The 23,740-nt window shown below is 71.7% G+C and carries 20 protein-coding genes; 5 read left to right on the forward strand and 15 right to left on the reverse strand.

Going from position 1 to position 23,740, the window contains the following annotated elements; genetic code table 11:
- Window positions 1-37: 37 nt before the first annotated feature.
- The 4 genes from ACWGN5_RS18345 to ACWGN5_RS18360 all read right to left on the reverse strand — a co-directional run bounded on the left by ACWGN5_RS18345 (window position 38) and on the right by ACWGN5_RS18360 (window position 3,569).
- The gene (locus ACWGN5_RS18345; RefSeq protein ID WP_453516231.1) at window positions 38-955 is read right to left on the reverse strand and encodes an immunity 49 family protein; all 918 of its coding nucleotides are present in this window, start codon (window positions 953-955) and stop codon (window positions 38-40) included.
- A gap of 75 nt (window positions 956-1,030) precedes the next feature.
- A complete protein-coding gene (locus ACWGN5_RS18350; RefSeq protein ID WP_453516232.1) occupies window positions 1,031-2,116 on the reverse strand; it encodes an amidohydrolase family protein in 1,086 nt (361 codons plus the stop codon).
- 80 nt (window positions 2,117-2,196) lie between these two features.
- The gene (locus ACWGN5_RS18355; RefSeq protein WP_351186804.1) at window positions 2,197-2,517 is read right to left on the reverse strand and encodes a hypothetical protein; all 321 of its coding nucleotides are present in this window, start codon (window positions 2,515-2,517) and stop codon (window positions 2,197-2,199) included.
- Window positions 2,518-2,621: 104 nt separating this feature from the next.
- Window positions 2,622-3,569, reverse strand: a complete 948-nt coding sequence (locus tag ACWGN5_RS18360; RefSeq protein ID WP_453516234.1) for a heme o synthase — start codon at window positions 3,567-3,569, stop codon at window positions 2,622-2,624.
- A gap of 348 nt (window positions 3,570-3,917) precedes the next feature.
- Between ACWGN5_RS18360 and tkt the strand changes: the two genes are divergently transcribed.
- The 5 genes from tkt to pgl are packed head-to-tail and all read left to right on the forward strand — an operon-like array spanning window position 3,918 to window position 10,539.
- Window positions 3,918-6,005 (forward strand): transketolase, encoded by a 2,088-nt coding sequence (tkt, locus tag ACWGN5_RS18365; protein ID WP_453516237.1) that lies wholly within the window; start codon window positions 3,918-3,920, stop codon window positions 6,003-6,005.
- Window positions 6,006-6,042: 37 nt separating this feature from the next.
- Window positions 6,043-7,161, forward strand: coding sequence for a transaldolase (tal, locus tag ACWGN5_RS18370; protein WP_453516238.1), 1,119 nt, complete (start codon window positions 6,043-6,045; stop codon window positions 7,159-7,161).
- Window positions 7,162-7,166: 5 nt separating this feature from the next.
- Window positions 7,167-8,699 (forward strand): glucose-6-phosphate dehydrogenase, encoded by a 1,533-nt coding sequence (gene zwf / locus ACWGN5_RS18375; protein WP_453516240.1) that lies wholly within the window; start codon window positions 7,167-7,169, stop codon window positions 8,697-8,699.
- Window positions 8,696-9,760, forward strand: coding sequence for a glucose-6-phosphate dehydrogenase assembly protein OpcA (gene opcA / locus ACWGN5_RS18380; protein ID WP_453516243.1), 1,065 nt, complete (start codon window positions 8,696-8,698; stop codon window positions 9,758-9,760). The genes zwf and opcA overlap by 4 nt, the downstream gene beginning before the upstream one ends.
- Entirely contained in the window at window positions 9,757-10,539 is a 783-nt protein-coding gene (pgl, locus tag ACWGN5_RS18385) for a 6-phosphogluconolactonase (protein WP_453516244.1), read from the forward strand. The genes opcA and pgl overlap by 4 nt, the downstream gene beginning before the upstream one ends.
- 22 nt (window positions 10,540-10,561) lie before the next feature.
- Here the strand turns inward: pgl and ACWGN5_RS18390 are convergent, their stop codons facing one another.
- From ACWGN5_RS18390 to ACWGN5_RS18440, 11 genes are all read right to left on the reverse strand, one after another.
- On the reverse strand, window positions 10,562-12,097 hold the full coding sequence (locus ACWGN5_RS18390; protein WP_453516246.1) for a PH domain-containing protein: 1,536 nt from the start codon (window positions 12,095-12,097) through the stop codon (window positions 10,562-10,564).
- Window positions 12,094-12,594, reverse strand: coding sequence for a PH domain-containing protein (locus ACWGN5_RS18395; RefSeq protein WP_453516247.1), 501 nt, complete (start codon window positions 12,592-12,594; stop codon window positions 12,094-12,096). The genes ACWGN5_RS18390 and ACWGN5_RS18395 overlap by 4 nt, the downstream gene beginning before the upstream one ends.
- 4 nt (window positions 12,595-12,598) lie before the next feature.
- On the reverse strand, window positions 12,599-14,302 hold the full coding sequence (gene pgi, locus ACWGN5_RS18400) for a glucose-6-phosphate isomerase (protein WP_453516340.1): 1,704 nt from the start codon (window positions 14,300-14,302) through the stop codon (window positions 12,599-12,601).
- Window positions 14,303-14,359: 57 nt separating this feature from the next.
- A complete protein-coding gene (locus ACWGN5_RS18405; RefSeq protein WP_453516249.1) occupies window positions 14,360-15,577 on the reverse strand; it encodes an MFS transporter in 1,218 nt (405 codons plus the stop codon).
- A gap of 78 nt (window positions 15,578-15,655) precedes the next feature.
- A complete protein-coding gene (locus ACWGN5_RS18410; protein ID WP_453516342.1) occupies window positions 15,656-16,432 on the reverse strand; it encodes a sugar isomerase domain-containing protein in 777 nt (258 codons plus the stop codon).
- A 101-nt stretch (window positions 16,433-16,533) separates the two neighbouring features.
- Window positions 16,534-16,869, reverse strand: coding sequence for an RNA polymerase-binding protein RbpA (locus tag ACWGN5_RS18415; protein WP_078908267.1), 336 nt, complete (start codon window positions 16,867-16,869; stop codon window positions 16,534-16,536).
- A gap of 77 nt (window positions 16,870-16,946) precedes the next feature.
- Window positions 16,947-17,177, reverse strand: a complete 231-nt coding sequence (gene secG, locus ACWGN5_RS18420) for a preprotein translocase subunit SecG (protein ID WP_453516344.1) — start codon at window positions 17,175-17,177, stop codon at window positions 16,947-16,949.
- A 97-nt stretch (window positions 17,178-17,274) separates the two neighbouring features.
- On the reverse strand, window positions 17,275-18,066 hold the full coding sequence (tpiA, locus tag ACWGN5_RS18425) for a triose-phosphate isomerase (protein WP_453516252.1): 792 nt from the start codon (window positions 18,064-18,066) through the stop codon (window positions 17,275-17,277).
- Between the two features lie 7 nt (window positions 18,067-18,073).
- Entirely contained in the window at window positions 18,074-19,285 is a 1,212-nt protein-coding gene (locus tag ACWGN5_RS18430) for a phosphoglycerate kinase (protein WP_453516254.1), read from the reverse strand.
- Between the two features lie 105 nt (window positions 19,286-19,390).
- Entirely contained in the window at window positions 19,391-20,401 is a 1,011-nt protein-coding gene (gene gap / locus ACWGN5_RS18435) for a type I glyceraldehyde-3-phosphate dehydrogenase (RefSeq protein WP_453516256.1), read from the reverse strand.
- Window positions 20,402-20,618: 217 nt separating this feature from the next.
- Window positions 20,619-23,570 (reverse strand): M14 family zinc carboxypeptidase, encoded by a 2,952-nt coding sequence (locus tag ACWGN5_RS18440; protein ID WP_453516258.1) that lies wholly within the window; start codon window positions 23,568-23,570, stop codon window positions 20,619-20,621.
- Window positions 23,571-23,740 lie beyond the last annotated feature (170 nt).

Genomic DNA, 23,740 nt, shown 5'->3' on the forward strand with positions numbered 1-23,740 from the left:
GGGGCCCCCGCACCGCGCGGGGCCCCGGAGGTTCCGTCTATACGGACACCGGCCCGCGCAGCGGCGCCTCGGGCAGATAGCCGGAGCGGACCCCCGGCTCCCAGCCGTGCGCCAGGTGCGCGAGCGCGGCCAGCGCGACGGCGCCCGTGGGCAGCAGGGTCCTCGGCTGCGGATCGGCACCGACACCCGCGCGGTGCTCCTCCAGCCGCTCCGCGAGCGCCTGCTCGAAGGCCTCGCGGTCGTCGTCGAGCAGCACGCGCAGCAGCCGCTGGTCCGGGCCGAGGGGACCGGCCCCGTCGAGGGCCCGCGCCGCGGCCGCGCGCTCCTCCGCGTCGGGCCGCCGCACCGGGACGGGCCCGGACACGGCACCGGGGTACGGCCCGCTCTGGACGGTCAGGTAGGCGCAGAGCGCGTCCATCTCGGCGAGGTCCGCCGGCTCCGAGACCGAGTCCAAGCGCGAGTACGGGACCCCGGAGCGGATCGCGGGCGCGTAGTCCTCCCGGAGCAGCGGACCGATCACCCGCCGCCGCTCCCAGGCCAGCCCGCTGATCAGGCACAGGGCGAAGGTGTCGACCCAGGTCCGGGCGGTGGGCACCCGGTGGTCCCGGTCCCAGCTCTCCTCGAAGAGCTGGTCGTCGCTGGAGAGCGTCCGCTCGGCGAGGGGCAGCGGGACCTCCCAGTCGCCGCCGGGGAAGCACCCGATGCCCAGCACGCCGAGGGCGCACTCGGCGGCGGTGAGCAGCGCCGTCCGCGAGGCGTCCGCGGCGAGCGCGGGGTCCTCCAGGGTGCGGGCCCCGACGTGGTCGAGGAGCTGGTCGCGCAGCTCCCCGAGCCCCGACAGCGACATGCCGCCGTAGCGGAGGTCGTGCCAGCGGTCGAAGGCCAGCATCCAGGCGTCCTCCAGCGCCTTCCCGATCCTCGTCCCGTCGACCTCGTGCCGTGCCACTTCCCGCATGCCGCGCTCCCCGTGATCCGTTCGATCGTGCCCGGGAACGCTACCAACGGGCACTGACGGTCCGGGTCCGCCGGGTCACGCGAGGCGGTAGACCCGTCGCGCGTTCCCCGCCGCGATCATCTCGGCGACCCTCTGCGCGTCCGTACGGGACCAGGCGCCGTCCATGACCCATTCGCCGAGCACCCGGGTGAGCGCCGAGCGGAACGCGCCGGCCGCGACCACGTGGAGTTCGGGAAGGCCCTGGGCGCCGCTGGAGAACAGCAGCTTGCCGAAGGGGGCGCGCTCCAGGACCTCGGCGAGGACGGCCGCCGCCCGGGCACCCGTGTGGGCGAGGACCGGGCCGAGGTCGGCGTACACGTGCGGGTGACGTGCGGTGAGGTGGGCCGCCGCCCGGTGGTGCGGATAGGTGTGGAGCAGGACGAGGTCGGCGCCGAGGCCCGCGGTGGCGGCGGCGAAGCCGTTCAGGGCGGCCGGATCCTCCGTGTGCAGCTGGAGGGGGCGCCCCGCCGTCACCGCGATCCAGAGCAGATGGCGCAGCAGGACGGGGTCGGTGAGCCGGCCGCCGGCCGGGCGGGTGGCGAGCCAGCGGCCCGCGGCCCCGCGTACCTCTCCGGGGCCCGGCGGTTCGGGCAGGGCCGCGAGCCCGTCCCGTACCCCCGGGGCCGAACCGAACGCGACCGCGCCGGCGGCGGCCCCGTGGACGGCCTCGGTGAGGTTGGCGAGGAAGGCCTCGACGGTGCCCGAGGTGTCGGCGACCTGTTCGGCGAGGGGTTCGAGGCGGACGATCTCGTGGGCCTCGGCGGCCCCCGCCGCGCCGAGCTCGGCGGGGCGGGTGAGGTCGCCGGGCAGCCCGGTGTCGACCAGGTAGGTGGAGATCCCGGAGGAGCGGAGCAGCCGGCGGCCGGCCTCGGCGGCGCCGAGTTCCCGGCGACGGGCGAGGTAGCGGGCGGGCGGGCAGTGCGGTTCGAGGCCGAGGAGCGGCGGGCACCAGCGGCGCACGGCGAAGCCGGTCTGGGTGTCGAAGAAGGTGGTGCCCGCGGCGGGCAGCACGCCGCCCCCGCCCAGGTGCGCACCCAGCTGGGCCTCGAAGGTGCCGAGGCCGAGCTCCGTACGGAGCACCCCGTGGCAGTACTGGTCCACCAGGTGCGGCGTGTCGATCATCTCGGGGGGCTCCCTGTGTGGACGTGTCTCCACACGTCCTAACGGGTGAGCCCCGCGCGAGGTTGTTGCCTCAGCCGTTGTCAGCTGTTGGAGGGGCCGCCGATCTGGATACCGGCCATCCGGGTCCACTCGTACGGTCCGGTGGAGACCTTGGCGGCGAACTCGCCGTCGAACTCCTCGTGGAGGGTCAGACCGGCCTTCTCGGCGGCCTTGGTCGCGACCTCGTACGTCGGCGCGACGAGGTCGCCCCAGCCGCCGTCCGTGCCGACCAGGACGATCCGGGTGCCCGCCTGGCCGATGTGCGCGAGGTGCCCCTCGGAGCCGCCGTGGGCCTTGGAGAAGGCCTGGATCTCCTTGGCGAGCCGGGCCGCCTTGCGCTCTGCCTGCTTCGTTTCTGCCATGACACGGATGCTACCGAGGGGTAGATCGAACGGCGACGGCCGGGCCATGTGGGCTGTCCCACGTGACCCGGCCGTCGGCCGGACGCGATCAGATGAGCGCTGTCTCAGCGGAGGAAGGGGTCCACCGCGACCGCCACGAAGAGCAGCGAGACATAGGTGATGGACCAGTGGAAGAGGCGCATCTCCTTGAGCTTGGCGCCCGTCACCTCGGCCTTGGCGCGGTTGAGGAGCGCGTGCGCCTCCCAGAGCCACCAGCCGCCGGTCAGCAGCGCCACGGCGGTGTAGAACCAGCCGGTGTAGCCGAGCGGGGTGAGGAGCAGGGAGACGGCGACCATGACCCAGCTGTAGATCACGATCTGCTTGGCGACGACCTTGTTGGAGGCGAGCACCGGCAGCATGGGCACGCCCGCGCGTGCGTAGTCGTCCTTCACCTTCATCGACAGCGGCCAGTAGTGCGGCGGCGTCCAGAAGAAGATGACGAGGAAGAGGATGACCGCGGCCCACGACATCGAGTTCGTGACGGCCGACCAGCCGATGAGCACCGGCAGACAGCCGGCGATGCCGCCCCAGACGATGTTCTGGGCGGTGCGCCGCTTGAGGATCATCGTGTAGATCACGACGTAGAAGAGGAGCGCGCCGAGCGAGAGGGCGGCGGACAGCCAGTTGACGAGCAGGCCGAACCAGAGCGTCGAGACCACGGCGAGGGTGAGTCCGAAGACCAGGCCCTCGCGCGGGGTGAGCACGCCGGTGACGAGCGGGCGCTGGGAGGTGCGGTCCATCAGCGCGTCGATGTCGCGGTCGATGTACATGTTCAGCGCGTTGGCGCCGCCCGCGGAGAGGTAGCCGCCGAAGCAGGTGGCGAGCACCAGCCACAGGTCGGGCACGCCCTGCTCGGCGAGGAACATCACCGGAACGGTCGTGATGAGCAGAAGCTCGATGATCCGCGGCTTGGTCAGCGCCACGAATGCCTTGACGCGGGCCCCGAACGGCCGATGGCCCCCCGGGCTGGGAGTCAAGACGACCCCTGCGGGTCGGGACTCGACGGCCGTCACGCACACCCCTGACAGAGAAATTCCCAGCAAGCTCCCCGGGTGAAGACGGGGTAAAGCTTGCGCGTACCACGCCACTGTAGACGTTGCCCAGACGCCGATCTTCGCGGGGGTGGGGTCGTGTTGGTGCGGTACGTCCCAAGGGGTGGACACGGTTCCGGGGCGGCTCCGGGCGTGGCTCGGGAGGCGAACTCCCACGACCACCGGCACTCTTGCTGTGTCCTTCTATTTCTCCGCTCATTTGAGGGGCATGGACACGAAAAGAGGGGCGTTCTGCGGGGGTAGGCTCGACAACGCCGGTACACCCTCAGTCACCGGCTTCAGACATGTGGAGAGGAGCCCTGACCCAGGGTGAGCACTAAGCCGACCACCACAGACCTCGAGTGGACCGAGTTGGACCAGCGGGCCGTCGACACCGCCCGCATCCTGGCCGCGGACGCCGTACAGAAGGTCGGCAACGGCCATCCCGGTACGGCGATGAGCCTTGCGCCCGCCGCGTACACCCTCTTCCAGAAGGTGATGCGGCACGACCCGGCCGACCCCGAGTGGGTCGGGCGCGACCGGTTCGTCCTCTCCGCGGGACACTCGTCCCTGACCCTCTACACCCAGCTGTACCTGGGTGGGTTCGGTCTCGAGCTGGACGACCTGAAGGCCTTCCGCACCTGGGGCTCGAAGACCCCCGGCCACCCGGAGTACGGTCACACCGCCGCCGTCGAGACGACCACGGGCCCGCTGGGCCAGGGTGTCGCCAACGCCGTGGGCATGGCGATGGCCGCCCGCTTCGAGCGCGGCCTGTTCGACCCGGAGGCCGCCACCGGCACCTCCCCGTTCGACCACCGCGTCTACGTGATCGCCGGCGACGGCTGCCTGCAGGAGGGCATCTCCGCGGAGGCGTCCTCGCTCGCCGGCCACCAGAAGCTCGGCAACCTGATCCTGCTGTGGGACGACAACCACATCTCGATCGAGGGCGACACCGAGACGGCCGTGTCCGAGGACACGATGAAGCGGTACGAGGCGTACGGCTGGCACGTCCAGCGCGTGGAGCCGCAGTCCAACGGCGACCTGGACCCGGCCGCGCTGTACGCGGCGATCAAGGCCGCCGAGGCCGAGACCGAGCGTCCGTCGTTCATCGCGATGCGCTCGATCATCGCCTGGCCCGCCCCGAACGCGCAGAACACCGAGGCCGCGCACGGCTCGGCGCTCGGCGACGCGGAGATCGCGGCCACCAAGCGCGTCCTGGGCTTCGACCCGGAGCAGACCTTCGAGGTCGGCGACGAGGTCATCGCCCACACCCGCGCGCTCGGCGACCGCGGCCGTGAGGCCCGCGCCGCGTGGGAGAAGCAGCTCGCCGAGTGGCGTACGGCCAACCCGGAGCGCGCCGCCGAGTTCGACCGCATCCAGGCGAACGAGCTGCCGGCCGGCTGGGCCGAGAAGCTCCCGGTCTTCGAGCCGGGCAAGGGTGTCGCGACGCGTGCCGCGTCCGGTCAGGTCCTGCAGGCGCTCGGCGCGGTGATCCCGGAGCTGTGGGGCGGCTCGGCCGACCTCGCCGGCTCCAACAACACCACGATCGACAAGACGTCCTCCTTCCTCCCGGAGGGCAACCCGCTGCCGGAGGCCGACAAGTACGGCCGCACGATCCACTTCGGCATCCGCGAGCACTCCATGGCCGCGGAGATGAACGGCATCGCGCTGCACGGCAACACGCGGATCTACGGCGGCACCTTCCTGGTGTTCTCCGACTACATGCGCAACGCGGTGCGGCTCTCCGCGCTGATGCACCTGCCCGTGACGTACGTCTGGACCCACGACTCGATCGGTCTGGGCGAGGACGGCCCGACGCACCAGCCGGTCGAGCACCTGGCCTCGCTGCGCGCGATCCCGGGTCTGAACGTGGTCCGTCCGGCCGACGCCAACGAGACGGCCCTGGCCTGGCGCGAGATCATGCAGCGCCACACCAAGGTCTTCGGCAAGGGCGCCCCGCACGGTCTGGCGCTCACCCGCCAGGGCGTGCCGACGTACGCGCCGAACGAGGACACCGTCAAGGGCGGCTACGTGCTGTTCGAGGCCGAGGGCGGCACGCCCGAGGTCGTGCTGATCGGTACGGGCTCCGAGGTGCACCTGGCCGTCGAGGCCCGTGAGCAGCTCCAGGCCGCCGGCGTCCCGACCCGTGTGGTCTCGATGCCGTCCGTGGAGTGGTTCGAGGAGCAGGACCAGGCGTACAAGGACTCGGTCCTGCCGCCGTCGGTGAAGGCCCGGGTCGCGGTCGAGGCCGGTATCGGTCTCACCTGGCACAAGTACGTCGGTGACGCCGGCCGGATCGTCTCGCTCGAGCACTTCGGTGCCTCGGCGGACGCGAAGGTCCTCTTCCGCGAGTTCGGTTTCACGCCGGAGGCGATCGTCGCCGCCGCGCGGGAATCCGTGGCCGCCGCCGCGCGCTGACGTCCGTACGTACGACTTAATTGGAGATGCAACTCTCATGACAGACGCTCTCAAGCGCCTCTCCGACGAAGGCGTCGCGATCTGGCTGGACGACCTCTCGCGCCAGCGGATCACGTCCGGCAACCTGGCCGAGCTGATCGACCAGAGCCACGTGGTCGGTGTCACCACGAACCCGTCCATCTTCCAGAAGGCCATCTCGGAGGGGCACGGCTACGACCAGCAGCTGGCCGACCTCGCCGCCCGCAAGGTGACCGTCGACGAGGCCATCCGCATGATCACGACGGCGGACGTCCGTGACGCCGCCGACATCCTCCGGCCGGTCTTCGACGCGACGGACGGCCAGGACGGCCGGGTCTCCATCGAGGTCGACCCCCGTCTCGCCCACGAGACGGCCGCCACCATCGCCGAGGCCAAGCAGCTGGCCTGGCTGGTGGACCGCCCCAACACCCTGATCAAGATCCCGGCCACCAAGGCGGGTCTGCCGGCGATCACCGAGGTCATCGGCCTCGGCATCAGCGTCAACGTCACGCTGATCTTCTCGCTGGAGCGCTACCGCGCGGTCATGGACGCCTACCTGGCGGGTCTGGAGAAGGCCCGCGAGCGCGGCCTGGACCTGTCGAAGATCCACTCGGTGGCGTCCTTCTTCGTGTCCCGCGTGGACACGGAGATCGACAAGCGCCTGGTGGCCCTCGGCACCGACGAGGCCAAGGCGCTCAAGGGCAAGGCCGCCCTGGCCAACGCCCGTCTGGCCTACGAGGCGTTCGAGGAGGTCTTCTCCTCGGACCGCTGGGCCGCCCTCGACAAGGCGCAGGCCAACAAGCAGCGTCCGCTGTGGGCCTCGACCGGCGTCAAGGACCCGGCGTACAAGGACACCCTGTACGTCGTGGACCTGGTCGCCCCCGGCACGGTGAACACCATGCCGGAGGCCACCCTGGAGGCCACCGCCGACCACGGCGAGGTCACCGGTGACACCATCCGCGGCACCTACGCGCAGGCGCGCGCCGAGCTGGAGGCCGTCGAGAAGCTGGGCATCAGCTACGACGACGTCGTCCAGCTCCTGGAGGACGAGGGCGTCGACAAGTTCGAGGCGTCCTGGAACGACCTGCTCAAGTCCACCGAGGCGGAGCTTCAGCGCCTCGCACCTTCGGAGGCGTAAGCACTTTGAGCGCAGTCCACGGAGCCAACCCGCTCCGTGACGCCGCAGACCGACGGCTCCCGCGCATCGCGGGGCCGTCGGGTCTGGTGATCTTCGGCGTCACGGGCGATTTGTCCCGTAAGAAGCTGATGCCTGCCGTCTACGACCTGGCCAACCGCGGCCTGCTGCCGCCGGGCTTCTCGCTCGTCGGCTTCGCCCGCCGCGAGTGGGCGGACGAGGACTTCGCGCAGGAGGTCTACGAGGCCGTCAAGCAGCACGCGCGCACCCCCTTCCGGGAGGAGGTGTGGCAGCAGCTCATCCAGGGCATGCGGTTCGTCCAGGGCGACTTCGACGACGACACGGCCTTCGAGCAGCTCAAGTCGACGATCGAGGAGCTCGACAAGGCACAGGGCACGGGCGGCAACTTCGCCTTCTACCTGTCCGTGCCGCCGAAGTTCTTCCCGCTGGTCGTCCAGCAGCTCAAGAAGCACGGCCTCGCCGACCAGAAGGACGGTTCCTGGCGCCGCGCGGTCATCGAGAAGCCCTTCGGGCACGACCTGGTCTCCGCCAAGGAGCTCAACGAGGTCGTCCACGAGGTCTTCCCGCCGGACGCGGTCTTCCGGATCGACCACTACCTCGGCAAGGAGACCGTCCAGAACATCCTGGCGCTCCGCTTCGCCAACACCCTCTTCGAGCCGATCTGGAACCGGTCGTACGTCGACCACGTGCAGATCACCATGGCCGAGGACATCGGCATCGGCGGCCGCGCCGGCTACTACGACGGCATCGGCGCCGCCCGTGACGTCATCCAGAACCACCTGCTCCAGCTGCTCGCGCTGACCGCGATGGAGGAGCCCGCCTCCTTCGACGCCGACGCGCTGGCCGCCGAGAAGACCAAGGTCCTCGGCGCGGTGAAGCTGCCCAAGGACCTGGGCAAGTCCACGGTCCGCGGCCAGTACGCGGCCGGGTGGCAGGGCGGCGCCAAGGCCGTCGGCTACCTCCAGGAAGACGGCATCGACCCCCAGTCGAAGACCGACACCTACGCGGCCATCAAGCTGGAGATCGACAACCGCCGCTGGGCGGGCGTCCCCTTCTACCTGCGGACCGGAAAGCGCCTGGGCCGCCGCGTCACCGAGATCGCGGTCGTCTTCCAGCGCGCCCCGCACTCCCCCTTCGACCACACCGCGACCGAGGAGCTCGGCCGCAACGCCATCGTCATCCGGGTCCAGCCGGACGAGGGCGTCACGGTGCGGTTCGGCTCCAAGGTGCCCGGCACCCAGATGGAGATCCGGGACGTGTCCATGGACTTCGCGTACGGCGAGTCCTTCACGGAGTCCAGCCCCGAGGCGTACGAGCGGCTCATCCTCGACGTCCTGCTCGGCGACTCCAACCTCTTCCCGCGCGTCGAGGAGGTCGAGCTGTCCTGGAAGATCCTCGACCCGATCGAGCAGTTCTGGGACAAGCACGGCAAGCCCGCGCAGTACCAGTCCGGGACCTGGGGTCCGGTCGAGGCGGACGAGATGCTCGCACGAGACGGCAGGAGCTGGCGCCGGCCATGAAGACCGACCTGACGGACACCACGTCCTCCAAGATCAACAAGGCGCTGGTGCTCGGGCGGCGGGCGATCGGCACGCCGGCCGTCGGCATGGTGCTCACCCTCGTGATCGTCACCGACGAGGAGAACGCCTACGACGCGCTGAAGGCGGCCAACGAGGCGTCCCGCGAGCACCCCTCGCGGACCCTCGTCGTCATCAAGAGGGTCTCGCGCTCCCCGCGGGACCGTGCCAAGGCACGGCTCGACGCCGAGGTCCGCCTCGGCGCCGACGCCAGCACCGGCGAGACGGTGGTGCTCCGGCTGTACGGCGAGGTCGTCGACCACGCCCAGTCGGTGGTGCTGCCGCTGCTCCTCCCGGACGCCCCCGTCGTCGTCTGGTGGCCGGTGAACGCGCCGTCCGACCCGGCGAACGACCCGCTGGGCGCGCTCGCCCAGCGCCGCGTCACCGACACGTACGCCGCCGAGCAGCCCATCCAGGAGCTGACCGCGCGCGCGGACGCGTACACCCCGGGCGACACGGACCTCTCGTGGACCCGGATCACCCCGTGGCGTTCGATGCTGGCCGCCGCGCTCGACCAGGTCGTGTGCGAGGTCACCTCGGCCGAGGTCGAGGGCGAGGAGTTCAACCCGAGCGTCGAGCTGCTCGCGATGTGGCTGGCCGACCGGCTGAAGGTGCCCGTGCGGCGCGCGACGTCGGCGGGCCCCGGTCTCACCTCCGTACGGATGGAGACCAACGCCGGCCCGATCGTCCTCGACCGGCCGGACGGCTCGCTCGCGACGCTCTCCATAGAGGGCCAGCCGAACCGTGCCGTGGCGCTCAAGCGCCGCGAGACGGCCGAGCTGATCGCGGAGGAGCTGCGCCGCCTCGACCCGGACGACACCTACGCGGCGGCGCTCAAGTTCGGTCTGGAGCGGCTGGACGAGGAGGCGGCGACGACCGCCCCCGAGCCCGTCGTGGAGACGGTCGTGGAGACGGTGACGGAGGCGGAGGCGGTCGTGGAGACGGCCCCCGCCGCCAAGCCCGCCGCGAAGAAGACCCCGGCCAAGAAGGCGGCGGCCAAGTGAGCACCCCCCAGCTGGTCGTGCACCGCGACAAGGAGCTGATGGCCGAGGCCGCCGCGGCCCGGCTCATCACCCGGATCGTGGACGCCCAGGCCGCCCGCGGCTCCGCCTCGGTCGTGCTGACCGGCGGCCGCAACGGCAACGGGCTGCTCGCGGCGCTCGGTGCGGCGCCCGCGCGGGACGCGGTCGACTGGTCGCGGCTCGACCTGTGGTGGGGCGACGAGCGGTACCTGCCCGAGGGCGATCCCGAGCGGAACGTCACCCAGGCCCGTGCCGCGCTGCTCGACCGGGTGCCGCTGGACCCGGCGCGGGTGCACGCCATGCCCGCCTCGGACGGTCCGTACGGCAGCGACGTCGACGCGGCCGCGGCCGCGTACGCGGAGGAGCTGGCCGCCGCCGCGGGTCCCGGTGACCATGGCGGGGTGCCGACCTTCGACGTGCTGATGCTGGGCGTCGGCCCGGACACCCATGTGGCCTCGCTCTTCCCGGAGCTGCCGGCGGTCCGCGAGACCGAGCGGACGGTGGTCGGGGTGCGCGGCGCGCCGAAGCCGCCGCCGGTCCGCGTCTCGCTGACGCTTCCGGCGATCCGGGCGGCCAAGGAGGTCTGGCTGCTCGCGGCCGGTGAGGACAAGGCGAAGGCCGCGGCGATCGCGCTGTCGGGCGCGGGCGAGGTGCAGGCCCCCGCGGCCGGTGCCTACGGCCGCTCGCGGACGCTGTGGCTGCTCGACGCGGCCGCCGCGTCGGAGCTGCCGCGGAGCCTGTACCCGCCGGCCTCGGCCTGACGCACCTGTACGGAGGCCCGGTTCACCTCTCGGTGGGCCGGGCCTCCGGCGTGTGTACGGGAGGCTCCGCGGGCTCCAGGAAGGGCGCGAGGAGCTCCGGTACGGCTCCGGCGGCGAAGGTCAGGCCCTGGCTCTCGCCCGCGTCGGGGATATCGTACGCCCCCTCGCCCGCGGCCGTCGTGGCAGTGAGGGTCAGGAGGCCGGCACGGCGCTGGAAGTACGACTGCTTGACGGTCCAGCCGATGACGCCGGAGCGCTGGAGGGCGACCGTCGTCCGCCGCAGAGCGCCCGAACGGGTCACCAGATAGGCGCCGCTGACGCCGTGTCCGAGGGCGCGGTACGCGTCGAGCGCGAGCAGCACCGCGAGCGGGGTGAGGACGAGGGCGCAGCCGGCCGCCACGTACAGCAGCGCCGGGGTGAGCAGCAGGCCGAGGACGGCCAGGACCGCGGCGGGTCCGAGGACGCTCCACAGGGCCCGGCGCAGCCGCCGGGCGCGGGCGGCCCGGGGATGGCCGGCGAGGGGTGCCCCGGTGGGCGGCTCCGGCTCGCGCAGGACCTGGGCGGCGACCCGCTGGGCATGCTCCCGGGGGACGGCGGGCAGCAGGTTCTTCAGATCGGCGTGCTGGTCGTCGTCGTCCTGGGCGAGGCCGGTGGCGACGGCGTCGACGCGGGCGGCCCCGAACAGCCGCACCCCGAGCGGCTCGACGAGCTCGACGCCGCGCAGCCGGCGCTCCTCCAGGCTCACCGAGCGGGCGGTGAACAGGCCGCGGCGGACGCGGAGGGTGCCGCCGGGCTCGCGCTCCAGGCGGTAGTTCCACCACATCTCGATCCAGAGCCCGAGGGCGCCGACGGCCCCGACGGCGGTGGCGAGCAGCACCAGGTCGACGACGATCCAGGTCAGGGCGGTGCTCTGGAAGCGGTCCCCTATCCAGTCGATGACCTTGCCCTGGGCGCCGAACCACTCGCTGACCTGCATGACGGCGCCGGCCGCGGCGCCGCCGAGGGCGGGGGCGAGGAAGGAGACCGGGGCGTAGCGGATCCAGCGCGGGTCGAGGGTGGCGAGGGCGCTGTCGTCGCCGGGCTCCTCGGGGGCGGCGGTGCGGGCGAGGAGCTCGTGGCGGAGCCGCTCGCCCTCGGCCCGGGTGACCAGGTCGAGTTCGAGGGTGGACTCCCCGCCGGTGTGCTCGCCGGTGCCGATGCGGACCTTGACGAGGCCGAGGACGCGCTGGAGGGGGTTGGCGGTGAGGTCGACGCTGCGGATCCGCTCACGGGCCAGGGAGCGGCGCTTGAGGAGCAGCAGACCGGTGTGCAGGTCGACCCGCTCGGAGCCGACGCGGTAGCGGGTGCGGCGCAGCCGGATCCAGTCGGCGGCGGTGCCCGCGAGGACGAGCAGGGCGGCACCGGCGAGGACCCAGGCGACGGCCTGCCAGAGGGGCCGGCCGCCCGAGAGTCCGGCCACGACCGGGAGGGCCGCGCCGCCGGCCACCCCGCAGAGGACGGCGGCGCCGGCGAGCAGGGTGCGCGGGTCGAGCCGCCGCCACCGCTCCTCCTCGCTCATGTGGCGTCCCCGGGGGTCGCCCGGGTCAGGAGGGTGAGCCGCTCGGCGAGTTCGGCGGCGAGCTCGTGGTCGAGTCCCTCGATGCGGATCGCCCCTTTGGAGGAGGCGGTGGTGACGGTGACGGTGGCGAGCCGGAGCGCCTGCTCCAGCGGGCCCCGTACGGTGTCGACCGTCTGGATCCGGGACATCGGGGCGATCCGCCACTCCTGCCGGAGGGCGCCGGTGCGCACGTAGACGGCCTCGTCGGTGACCTCCCAGCGGTGCACCCGGAACCACCAGGCGGGGAAGAACGCGGTGCAGGCGAGGCCCAGGGCCGCCACGGCCCCGGCCGCGAGCAGCAGCCAGGACCGGGCGGGCCCGATCAGCGCGCCGAGCACGGCCAGGACCACCACCGGGACGGCGGTGGTCACGAGCAGTCGGACCCGCCACCAGGTGACGGCCCGTGTGTCGACGGCGTTCCTGGGCGGCCGCAGCCGCACCGCGTTCTCCCCCGTCATCCGGTTACCGTCCGCGCAGCGAGCGGTAGACCGAGACGAGCCCGGCGGTGGAGCTGTCGAGCTGCTCGGCCCCCTCGCCCTCCGTCAGGACCGGCTCGATCTTCTTGGCGAGGACCTTGCCGAGTTCGACGCCCCACTGGTCGAAGGAGTCGATGTTCCAGATCGCGCCCTGGACGAAGACCTTGTGCTCGTAGAGCGCGATCAGCTGGCCGAGGACGGACGGGGTGAGCGCCTCGGCGAGGATCGTGGTGGTCGGGTGGTTGCCCTGGAAGGTCTTGTGCGGGACGAGCTCCTCGGCGACGCCCTCGGCCCGTACCTCCTCGGGCGTCTTGCCGAAGGCGAGCGCCTGGGTCTGGGCGAAGAAGTTGGCCATGAGCAGGTCGTGCTGGGCGACGAGCCCGGGCAGCAGGTCGTCGACGGGCCGGGCGAAGCCGATGAAGTCGGCCGGGATGACCTTGGTGCCCTGGTGGATCAACTGGTAGTAGGCGTGCTGCCCGTTGGTGCCGGGGGTGCCCCAGACGACGGGGCCGGTCTGCCAGTCGACGCGCCTGCCCTCGCGGTCCACCGACTTGCCGTTGGACTCCATGTCGAGCTGCTGGAGGTAGGCGGTGAACTTGGACAGGTAGTGGGAGTACGGCAGGACGGCGTGCGACTGGGCGTCGAAGAAGGCGCCGTACCAGACGCCGAGGAGGCCGAGGAGCAGCGGCGCGTTCTCCTCGGGCGGGGCGGTGCGGAAGTGCTCGTCGACGAGGTGGAAGCCGTCGAGCATCTCGCGGAAGCGCTCCGGGCCGATGGCGATCATCAGGGAGAGGCCGATGGCGGAGTCGTAGGAGTAGCGGCCGCCGACCCAGTCCCAGAACTCGAACATGTGGGTGGTGTCGATGCCGAACTCCTCGACCTTCTCGGCGTTGGTCGAGAGGGCCACGAAGTGCTTGGCGACGGCTTCCTGGCCGGCCTTCAGCCCGGTGAGGAGCCAGGTGCGGGCGGAGGTGGCGTTGGTGATCGTCTCGATGGTGGTGAAGGTCTTCGAGGCGACGATGAACAGGGTCTCGGCGGGGTCGAGGTCGCGGACGGCCTCGTGGAGGTCGGCGCCGTCGACGTTGGAGACGAAACGGAACGTCAGGTCCCGCTGGGTGTAGGAGCGCAGGACCTCGTAGGCCATGGCGGGGCCGAGGTCGGAGCCGCCGATGCCGATGTTCACGATGTTCTTGATCGGCTTGCCGGTGTGGCCGGTCCACTCGCCCGCGCGGACCCGGTCCGCGAAGGCGCCCATCTTGTCGAGGACGGCGTGGACGCCGGGGACGACGTTCTCCCCGTCGACCTCGATGACGGCCCCGCGGGGCGCGCGCAGCGCGGTGTGGAGGACGGCGCGGTCCTCGGTGGTGTTGATCTTCTCGCCGCGGAACATGGCGTCGCGGAGCTCGGCGACGCCGGTGACGGCGGCGAGTTCGCGCAGCAGGGTCAGCGTCTCGTCGGTGACGAGGTGCTTGGAGTAGTCCAGGTGGAGGTCGCCGACGCGCAGGGTGTTGCGGGTGCCCCGCTCCGGGTCGGCGGCGAACAGTTCGCGCAGATGGGTCTCGCCCAGCTGCTCACGGTGCTTGCCGAGGGCCGCCCACTCGGGCAGCCGGTTGAGCCTGGTACGGCCCGCCCGTCGCCCACCACCACCCTTCTGCGGAGCGCCCTGCGCACTGCTTTCATTGCTGGTCATCTCGGACATCGCCCACTTCTTCTCAATACTGCTTGTCTGCCCCGCTGCACCCCCAACCTAATTGATCAGGGGGCCCAACGACGCGACGGCGAGCGCGAACAGCGCCGCCGCGAGAAGGGCCGGTGTGTGCGGTCCCAGACCGGCGGCCGCGGCGCCGCCGAGCAGGGCACCGAGCGGTGCGCCCGCGACGGCGAGGGTGCGGAAGGCCGCGGCGATGCGGCCGAGCATCCCTTCGGGGGCGCGCTCCTGCATGAGGGTGGTCTGCTGGACGTTCCACACCGTCCCCATGAAGCCGAACACCGCCATCGCACCGATCGATACCGCGAGGACCGGCACCGCCCCGATGAGGACGAGGCAGCCGGTCTGGACGGTCCCGGCGAGCAACACGGCCCGTATCCGGCCGGTCCGTTCGGCGATGCGCCGGGCGAGGAAGCCGCCGGCGACGGCACCCAGCGCGTAGGCGGTGATGGTGGCGGCGTATCCGGCGTCCCCCGCGTGGAGGCCGTCGGTGACGAGGACGACGAGGGTGGCGATGAGGGCGCCCATGCCGATGTTGCACAGGGTGGTGGCCGTGCACAGCCACCACAGGTGCCGGTCCGCGCGCAGCACCGCGAGTCCTGCGGCCATCTCGGCGCGGAGGGTGGACCCGGCCGGGCGGGGCGGCCGTTCGGGTGCGCCGGTGCGCAGGGAGGCGATGAGGAGGGCGGCCAGGACGTACGTGACGGCGTCGGCCGCGTACGGGACGGCGGGCCCGGCGAGGAGCAGGACGGGCACGGCGGGTCCGGCGAGGAGGCCGCCGGCGAGCTGCTGACCGGTCATCAGACGGGCGTTGGCCGCGGCCAGGGTCTCGGCGGGGACGAGCGCGGGCAGCAGGGCGGTGGCCGCGTTGTCGAAGAGGGTCTGCAGGGTGGTCAGGGCGAAGGCGAGGACGAGCAGCAGGGCGATCGTGGCGTGCCCGAGGGCCACGGCCGCGGCGAAGGCGGCGACGAGTCCGCCGCGGACGAGGTCGACGGCCCACATGGCCCGGCGCTGGTCGACGCGGTCGGCGACGGCCCCGCCGAGGAGCCCGAAGAGCAGCCAGGGCAGGAAGCCGCAGGCGGTGACGGAGGCGATGAGGAAGGGGTCGTCGGTGAGCGAGGCGGCGAGCAGGGGCAGCGCGGCGGTGCGCAGCGAGTCGCCGAACCGGGAGACGACCGCGGCCGTCCACAGGCGTCCGAAGCCGCCCCGCCAGGCGGGCGCCGCCCTGGTGCCGCCCACTGTCTCCGTCGCCGCCACGGCGCCCCCTCGGTCCGGTGGTCCCCTGTGCGACCGACCGTAGAGGACGCCACTGACAGTGCCCGTTTCCGCCCGGTCTCAGTGGCCGCCGCGGTGCAGCCGGCCCTCGTAGCGGGCTTCGAGGAGGAGGTTGCGCTCGTGGCCGCCGGGGGTGTTGGCGGAGACGTACACGGGCGGTTCGTGTCCCTCGGCGAGGAGGAGCGCGAGGGTGTCCGCGACGGTCATCTGGACGAGGAGCGCGGAGGTGAGGGTGGAGATCCCGCAGGCGGCGCCGCCGCCGGGGAGCGGGAGGACGGCGTCGCCGGTGGGGGCGCAGTTGTCGAGGACCACGTCGGCGAGGTCGGCGAGCCGCCCGCCGCCGGCGTGGAGGGCGGGGACGGCGCGGGTGTGCGCGAGGGAGGTGAGGGCGACGAGCCGGTGTCCGGCGCCGGTCACCTTCACCGCCAGGTCGACGACCGCGTTGTTGACGCCGGAGCTGGAGATGATCACGAACAGGTCCTGCGGGCGGGGGTCGGCGAGGGCGTAGAGCCGTTCGGCGAGGCCCGGGGCCCGTTCCAGGAGCGGGTCGGCGAGGACGGCGGGGTCCTCCCCGCCGCGCAGCACGAGGTCGGCGAGCGAGAGGCGGTTCGTGGGGACCAGGCCGCCGGCGCGGCCGGCGATCTCCAGGGCGGCGGCCTGGGAGTGGCCGGTCCCGAAGGCGTGGATGACGCCGTCGGCGGCGACGCAGTCGGCGAGGAGCCGGGCCGCGCGCGGGACGGCGTCCGCGTTGGCGGCGACGGCGCGCTCGACGGCGTCCCGGGCCCGGTCGGCGAACGGCGCGGCGCCGAGCTCGGGCCGGGGCAGGGCGGCGGACATGGCGGAGGCCTCCACTGGTTCGGTCACTGACGCACGAACGGGCCTTGCCCGCGAACCGAGTTCGCGGGCAAGGCCCGTTCGTCACACCGTCACACCACGCTTCAGATCTCGCCGCGCAGTTTGGCGAGCGCCTCGGCGAGGATCGCCTCGCCGTCCGCGTCGCTGCGCCGCTCACGCACATAGGCGAGGTGGGTCTTGTACGGCTCCGTGCGCGGCGGGTCCGGCGGGTTGTCCCGGTCCTGGCCCGCCGGGAAGCCGCAGCGCGGGCAGTCCCAGGTATCCGGGACCGCCGCGTCGCTGGCGAAGCTCGGCTGCGTCTCGTGCCCGTTCGAGCACCAGAAGGAGATGCGGAGGCGCGGTGCCGACTCGCCCCGCTCGGCCTCCCCCATCGGCCCCGCTCCGACCCGGCTTCCCCGGATCGCGTTGCCACTTGCCACGGTCGTAACTCCCTGCGTGATGGTGCTCGAAGATGCCCCAGTCTACGTAAGGCCCAACGCGCGTCCAGTGATTGGAGTTACCCGTCCAACTTCATCAGCAGACCAAGTACCACAATGCAGGAGAACCAGAGCAGACCGACCACGACCGTGATCCGGTCCAGGTTCCGCTCGGCGACCGAGGAGCCGCCGACGGAGGACTGCATGCCGCCTCCGAACATGTCGGAGAGGCCGCCGCCCTTTCCCTTGTGCATCAGCACGAGCAGCATCAGCAGCGCGCTGAAGACGATCAGGGCGATCGAGAACCCCATAACCACGGCTGGACCAACTTCCTCGGACTTATACGGACGGGGGCCGGGCACCTGCCCGACCCCCGCAAGGGTACGACGTAACTCCGCTACCGCATACTCACTGGTCGCGGAAGCGCACGATCTTGACGAACTCGTCGGCGTCCAGCGCCGCGCCGCCCACCAGGGCGCCGTCGACGTCCGGCTGCGCCATGATCGCGGCCACGTTGCCGGCCTTGACCGAGCCGCCGTACTGGATGCGGACCTTGTCGGCCAGCTCCTGCGAGTACAGCTCGGCGAGGCGGCCGCGGATCGCCCCGCAGACCTCCTGGGCGTCCTCGGGGGTGGCGACCTCGCCGGTGCCGATGGCCCACACCGGCTCGTACGCGATCACGATCGTCTCGGCCTGCTCGGCCGGGACGTCCTTCAGACCGCCGTCGACCTGCGCGAGGGTGTGTGCGACCTGGTTGCCGGCCTTGCGGACGTCCAGGCCCTCGCCGACGCAGAGGATCGGGGTCACGCCGTGCTTGAAGGCGGCCTTCACCTTGGCGTTGCAGACCTCGTCGTTCTCGGCGTGGTACTGGCGGCGCTCGGAGTGGCCGACGGCGACGTAGGCGGCCTTCAGCTTGGACAGCATCAGGCCCGAGATCTCGCCGGTGTAGGCACCGGAGTCGTGCGCCGAGATGTCCTGGGCGCCGTACTTGATCTTGAGCTTGTCGCCGTCGACCAGGGTCTGGACGGACCGCAGGTCGGTGAAGGGGACCAGGACCGCGACCTCACAGGCGTCGTAGTCCTTGTCGGTCAGGGCGAAGGCGAGCTTCTGGACGTGGGCGATGGCCTCGAGGTGGTTGAGGTTCATCTTCCAGTTGCCCGCCATCAGCGGGGTGCGGCCAGAAGAAAGGGATGCAGACATAAAGGGGTCAGTCCTCCAGTGCGACGAGGCCGGGGAGCTTCTTGCCCTCGAGGTATTCGAGGGAGGCGCCGCCGCCGGTCGAGATGTGGCCGAAGGCATTCTCGTCGAAGCCCAGGGTGCGGACGGCCGCGGCGGAGTCGCCACCGCCGACCACCGTGAAGGCCGGGGAGTCGACGAGCGCCTGGGCGACGGCCTTGGTGCCCTCGGCGTAGTCCGGGTGCTCGAAGACGCCCATCGGACCGTTCCAGAAGACGGTGCCGGCGTCGGCGAGCTTCGCGGCGTAGAGCTTACGGGTCTCCGGACCGATGTCCAGGCCCTCCTGGTCGGCCGGGATGGCGTCCGCGGCGACCGTGGTGGGGTTGGCCGGAGCCTTGGTCTTCAGGTCCGGGAAGTCGGCCGAGACCAGCACGTCGACGGGGAGCACGAACTCCACGCCGCGCTTCTCCGCCTCCGCCAGGTACCCCAGGCACGCGGGGATCTGGTCCTTCTGGAGCAGCGAGATGCCGACCTCGTGGCCCTTGGCGGCCAGGAAGGTGTACGCCATGCCGCCGCCGATGAGGATGCGGTCGGCCTTCTTCAGCAGGTTGTCGATGACAGCCAGCTTGTCGGAGACCTTGGCACCGCCGAGCGCGACCACGTAGGGCCGCTGGACCTCGTCCGTGAGCTTCTTCAGGACGCCGACCTCGGTGGCGATGAGGTAGCCGGCGGCGTGCGGGAGGCGCGCCGGGAGGTCGAAGACCGAGGCGTGCTTGCGGTGCACGGCGCCGAAGCCGTCGCCGACGTACAGGTCGGCGAGGGCCGCGAGCTCGTCCGCGAAGGCGCCGCGCTCGGCGTCGTCCTTCGAGGTCTCGCCGACGTTGAAACGCAGGTTCTCGATGACGGCCACCTGGCCGTCGGCGAGGCCGGCGACGGTGGCCTTGGCCGAGTCGCCGACGGTGTCGGTCGCGAACGCGACCTCGGTGCCCAGCAGTTCACCGAGGCGCGTGGCGGCCGGGGCGAGCGAGAAGGCCGGGTCCGGGGCGCCCTTGGGGCGGCCCAGGTGCGAGGCGACCACGACACGGGCGCCCGCGTCGGCGAGCGCCTTCACCGTGGGGACGACGGCGCGGATGCGGCCGTCGTCGGTGATCTTGGTGCCTTCGAGCGGCACGTTGAGGTCGGCACGCACGAACACGCGCTTGCCTGCGACGCCGGCTTCGAGAAGCTCGTCGATCGTCTTCATCTGTTAACAGACTCCTTGGTACGCGGTGGAGCACACAAACAGGGCTCGCACAGCGCGACGTTGCGCTGCCCGAGCCCTGCTCCCATCGAAAACCCGCCCTGAAGCTTAGAGCTGGCCGCCGACGAAGACGGTGAGGTCGACGAGACGGTTGGAGTAGCCCCACTCGTTGTCGTACCAGCCGAGGATCTTGACCGTGTTGCCCTCCTGGACCATCGTCAGGGAGGCGTCGAAGGTGCAGGACGCCGGGTCGCTGACGATGTCCGAGGAGACGATCGGGTCCTCGGTGTAGAACAGGATGCCCTTGAGGTCGCCGTCCTCGGCGGCCTTCTTGAACGCGGCGTTGACCTCGTCCTTGGTGACCTCGCGGTCGAGGGTGACGACCAGGTCGGTGGCGGAACCGGTCGGGACCGGGACGCGCATGGCGATGCCGTCGAGCTTGCCCTTGAGCTGCGGGAGGACCAGGGCGGTGGCCTTGGCGGCACCGGTCGTGGTCGGGATGATGTTCTCCGCGGCGGCGCGGGCGCGGCGCAGGTCCTTGTGCGGGAAGTCCAGGATGCGCTGGTCGTTGGTGTACGCGTGGACCGTCGTCATGAGGCCCTTGACGATGCCGAAGTTCTCGTCGAGGACCTTGGCCATCGGCGCGACACAGTTGGTGGTGCAGGACGCGTTGGAGATGACGTCGTGCTGCGCGGCGTCGTACTTGTCCTGGTTGACGCCCATGACGATGGTGATGTCCTCGTCGGTGGCCGGAGCCGAGATGAGGACCTTCTTGGCGCCGCCGGCGAGGTGCTTCGCGGCGTCGGCCTTCTTGGTGAAGATGCCGGTCGACTCGATGACGATGTCGACGCCCAGGTCGCCCCAGGGGATGTCGGCCGGGTCGCGCTCGGACAGCACCTTGATGGTGTGACCGTCGACGGTGATGGTGTCGGCGGTGTGGGTCACCTCGGCCTTGAGGCGGCCCAGGATGGTGTCGTACTTCAGCAGGTGTGCGGTGGTCGCGGTGTCACCCAGGTCGTTGACAGCCACGACCTCGATGTCGGCACCCTGCTCAAGGAGCGCGCGGAAATAGTTCCGGCCGATGCGGCCAAAGCCGTTGATGCCTACGCGGATCGTCACGAACCGATCTCCTCGTTAGGAACGCCGGTGTATCGACGCCGGCGAGATTTTTGTTTTTTGGGATGTCCCCGACCGCTTACGACCCTACCTCCCCAGCTGCCCGCCGGTGACATCCCGCGCAGCCGTACGAGCCCGGAAAGTGAGGGAAAACGGCCGACGGCCCGTGCCTACCAACGGGTACGGGCCGCCTTGGGACCTTTGTCCCGACTACTCTCCGTCAGCGCCGGAGAGCTCCGAGGGCCCGCCCGAGGAGCCGTGCGCGCTCCGCCGTGCCGGGCACGTGCTCCAGGCCGAAGCCGAGGAGGACGGTGTCACGGGTGGTGACCGCGGCCTGCGAGTGGAAGAGCGCCGCGGAGCGCGTCCAGTCGGAGGCGTTGCCGGGGCTGCCGGCCGGGGCGCCCGGCGCGGACCAGGCGCCGAGGGAGGTCTCGAAGCCCTCCGTCTCGGTGGTGGCCCCGGTGATGAGCCGGGTGTCGTCGACGAAGGCGCCCATCTCTCCCGTACCGGGGTCGGAGATGTACGAGACCGCGAGCTCGACCTTCTTGCCCGCCCAGGCGCTCAGGTCGACGGAGGCCTGCCGCCAGCCGTTGGAGGGGCCGGTGAAGGCGTTCCAGGAGCCGGTGGTGCCGGTGGGCGCGCAGCCGTCCTCGCCGACGGTGAGGTAGTGGGCGAGGAAGGGGTGGCCGCGGACGTAGTAGCCCTCGCCGCAGTCGGCCGGGGGCTGCGGCGATGTGCCGCCGTTGACGTCGGGCAGGGTCGTCCAGTCGTCCTGGCCGAGGGTGTGGGCCTCGACGACGAGGTTGTCGTAGCCGGGCTCGGTGTCGTAACTGACCTGGAAGTCCAGGCGCGGCTTCGATCCGGCGGCGACGCCGGTGAGGTCGACGGTCCTGGCGAGCCGCGCCCAGGTGTCGTCGGCGTGCTTGACGGCCGCGAACGTCGAGCCCTCGGCGGGCTCGAAGGGGGTGCGGATGCCGGGGTAGTCGCCGGCGGAGGCGCTGCTCGCGAACTGCGGGAACCGCTCCGGCTTCAGCGTGTCCGAGGTGACCGTGTACGCGCCCGCGTTGTCCAGCGGGTTGCCGGCGGAGGCGCCGAGCGTCGCGCCGGTGCCGGCGAAGGCGCCCGTGCCGGCGAAGGCGGGCGGGTTCTTGAGGCCGGCGCGGTGGTAGGCGCCGAGGTAGTACTGGGCGAAGTCGTTGGACTCGGCCCGGCCGATCTCGGTGAGCCCGCCGGACTTCTCGCCGGCGTTGATCAGCTTGCCGCCCTCGTTGAGGTAGGCGCGGACGGCGAGCTGGGCGGCGCCGGAGGGGCGCTCGGCGCCGGTGTACCAGACGACGGTACGGAAGTGGGAGAGGACGCCGAGGGCGTCCGGGGCGCCCTGGGTGGCGACGTCCCAGACGGCGGCCGCGCGCTTGTTGTCGGCGAGCGCCTTCACGTAGTCGGCGGTGTGCCGCGCGGCGGTGGTGCCGCCCTCGTCGGCGAGGACGAGCACGTCGCCGCGGGGGCGCTCGGCCACCTTGTACGTGAAGGGGGCGGAGGCGGTGGCCCTGCCCTCACGGGTGCGGGCGGTGAACCAGACCTCGACGGAGTCGCCGGGGCGGGCTCCCTCGACCTCGGCGCGGTACTCGTCGAAGTACAGGTTGTCGTCGCCGCCGAAGGTCTCGCCGCCCTTCCAGGCCTCGACCTCCTCGCTGTGGGTGCGGCCGCCGTTGATCCGGTACATGAGGGTCTTGGCGCGCAGCGACTTGCGGGCGGTGACGGCGACCTCCTGCTCCGCACCGCGGGCGTAGGAGGTCGCGAAGGTCTTCGGGGTGAGGTCGGGGGCGTCGATGCCGACCGGGGAGACGGGCCGGTCCGGGTGGGCGGCGGTCTCCGCGACGGCGAGCGCGAAGGGGATGTTCTTGGCGAACTCGGCCTGGATCAGCTTCTCGTCGTCCGGGAAGGTGAAGACGGAGGCGCAGTCGCCCGGGTTCCACGCGTCGTTCGGGTCGACGCGGGAGGCGGTGGCACAGGTCGACATCTCCGGGGTGAACATCTGCATCCCGTTGACGTTGGCGGCGTGTCCGTCCGCCTCGCCGTTGGTGATGTACAGCTCCGAGGAGACCTGCGGCCGGTAGCCGGGCACGGCGGACTTCTGCGGGGTGCCGGCGAGGGCCTTGAGGGCCACGTCGTCGGGGGTGTCGGTGGCGACCTGCCAGCCGACGCCGTACAGCAGGAGCTGGGCCGCCGAGTGGTAGTTGATGCCGTACGCGAAGCCGATGCGCTTCTGGAAGGCGTCGAGGGCCCGCGTCTCGGGCTCCGACATGGGGCCCTTGCCGCGGAAGGTCTCGTCGGCCGGGTCGGGGGACGAACCCTCGTCGTCGTAGCCCCACTTGTAGGCGAAGTTGCGGTTGAGGTCGACGCCGTCGCCGGGGGCGATCCTCCCGTCGCCGTCGTTGTCGCGGAGGTTCTTGCGCCACTGCCGGTTGGCGGGGTCGGCGTGCGTGAAGTCGTAGCCGTCCGGGTTGGCGGAGAGCACGAACCACAGCTCGGTGGAGTCGACGATGCGGGTGATCCGCTCGTCCTTGCCGTAGTTGTCGAGGTAGTGGTGCATCAGCCGCCGGGTCATCTCGGGGGTGATCCACTCGCGCGCGTGCTGGTTGGACATGTACAGCGTGGCGGGCTTCGAGCCGTCCTTGGCGCGAGGGGCGCCCTTGGTCAGCTTGAGGGCGAGGATGTCCTGCCCCTTGAGGGTCTTGCCGAGGGAGACGACCTTGGTGAGCCCGGGGTTGGCCCGCGCGGTGTCCAGGATCTCCTGCTTGAGGCCGCCCTGGCCTCCGTACGGGCGGAAGACGCCGTCCCCGGCCGCGGCGACCCGCTTCTCGGTCTGGGCGGTGAGGTGGTGCTCGGCGATCTCGACGCCCTGGCCGCGCAGCTGCCCGGCCTGCCGTCCGGTGAGGAAGAGCTCGACCGTCGCGGAGCCCTTCGCCGGGACCTGCTCTGTGAGTTCATGGGCGTCGGCGCCGGCGTCGAGGAGCAGCGGGACCTGCTCCTGGGTGACCTCGGCGCGCCAGACGGAGAGGGCGTCGCCGCCGTCCCGGTCGTTCGGCTGCGCTCCGGCGACGGGTGCCGCCGCCACTCCGGCGATCAGCAGTGAAGCCGCGGCGAGGATCGATCTCGCTCTGCGTCTCATGTGCCCCCCTTGCTGTTGTCTGTCACGAAGGTGAACAGACGCCAGGCTCTTGGGCGCTCATGGGACTGTCAAGGGTGCCTCGCGGGCGGACGAGAAAGCTGCCGGTGCCTCAGAAAGGCACCGGCAGCGCGGAGTTCACCGTTCCGTACGCAGACTCCGTACGGGTCTCC

It is taken from the genome of Streptomyces sp. NPDC055815 (assembly GCF_053616475.1).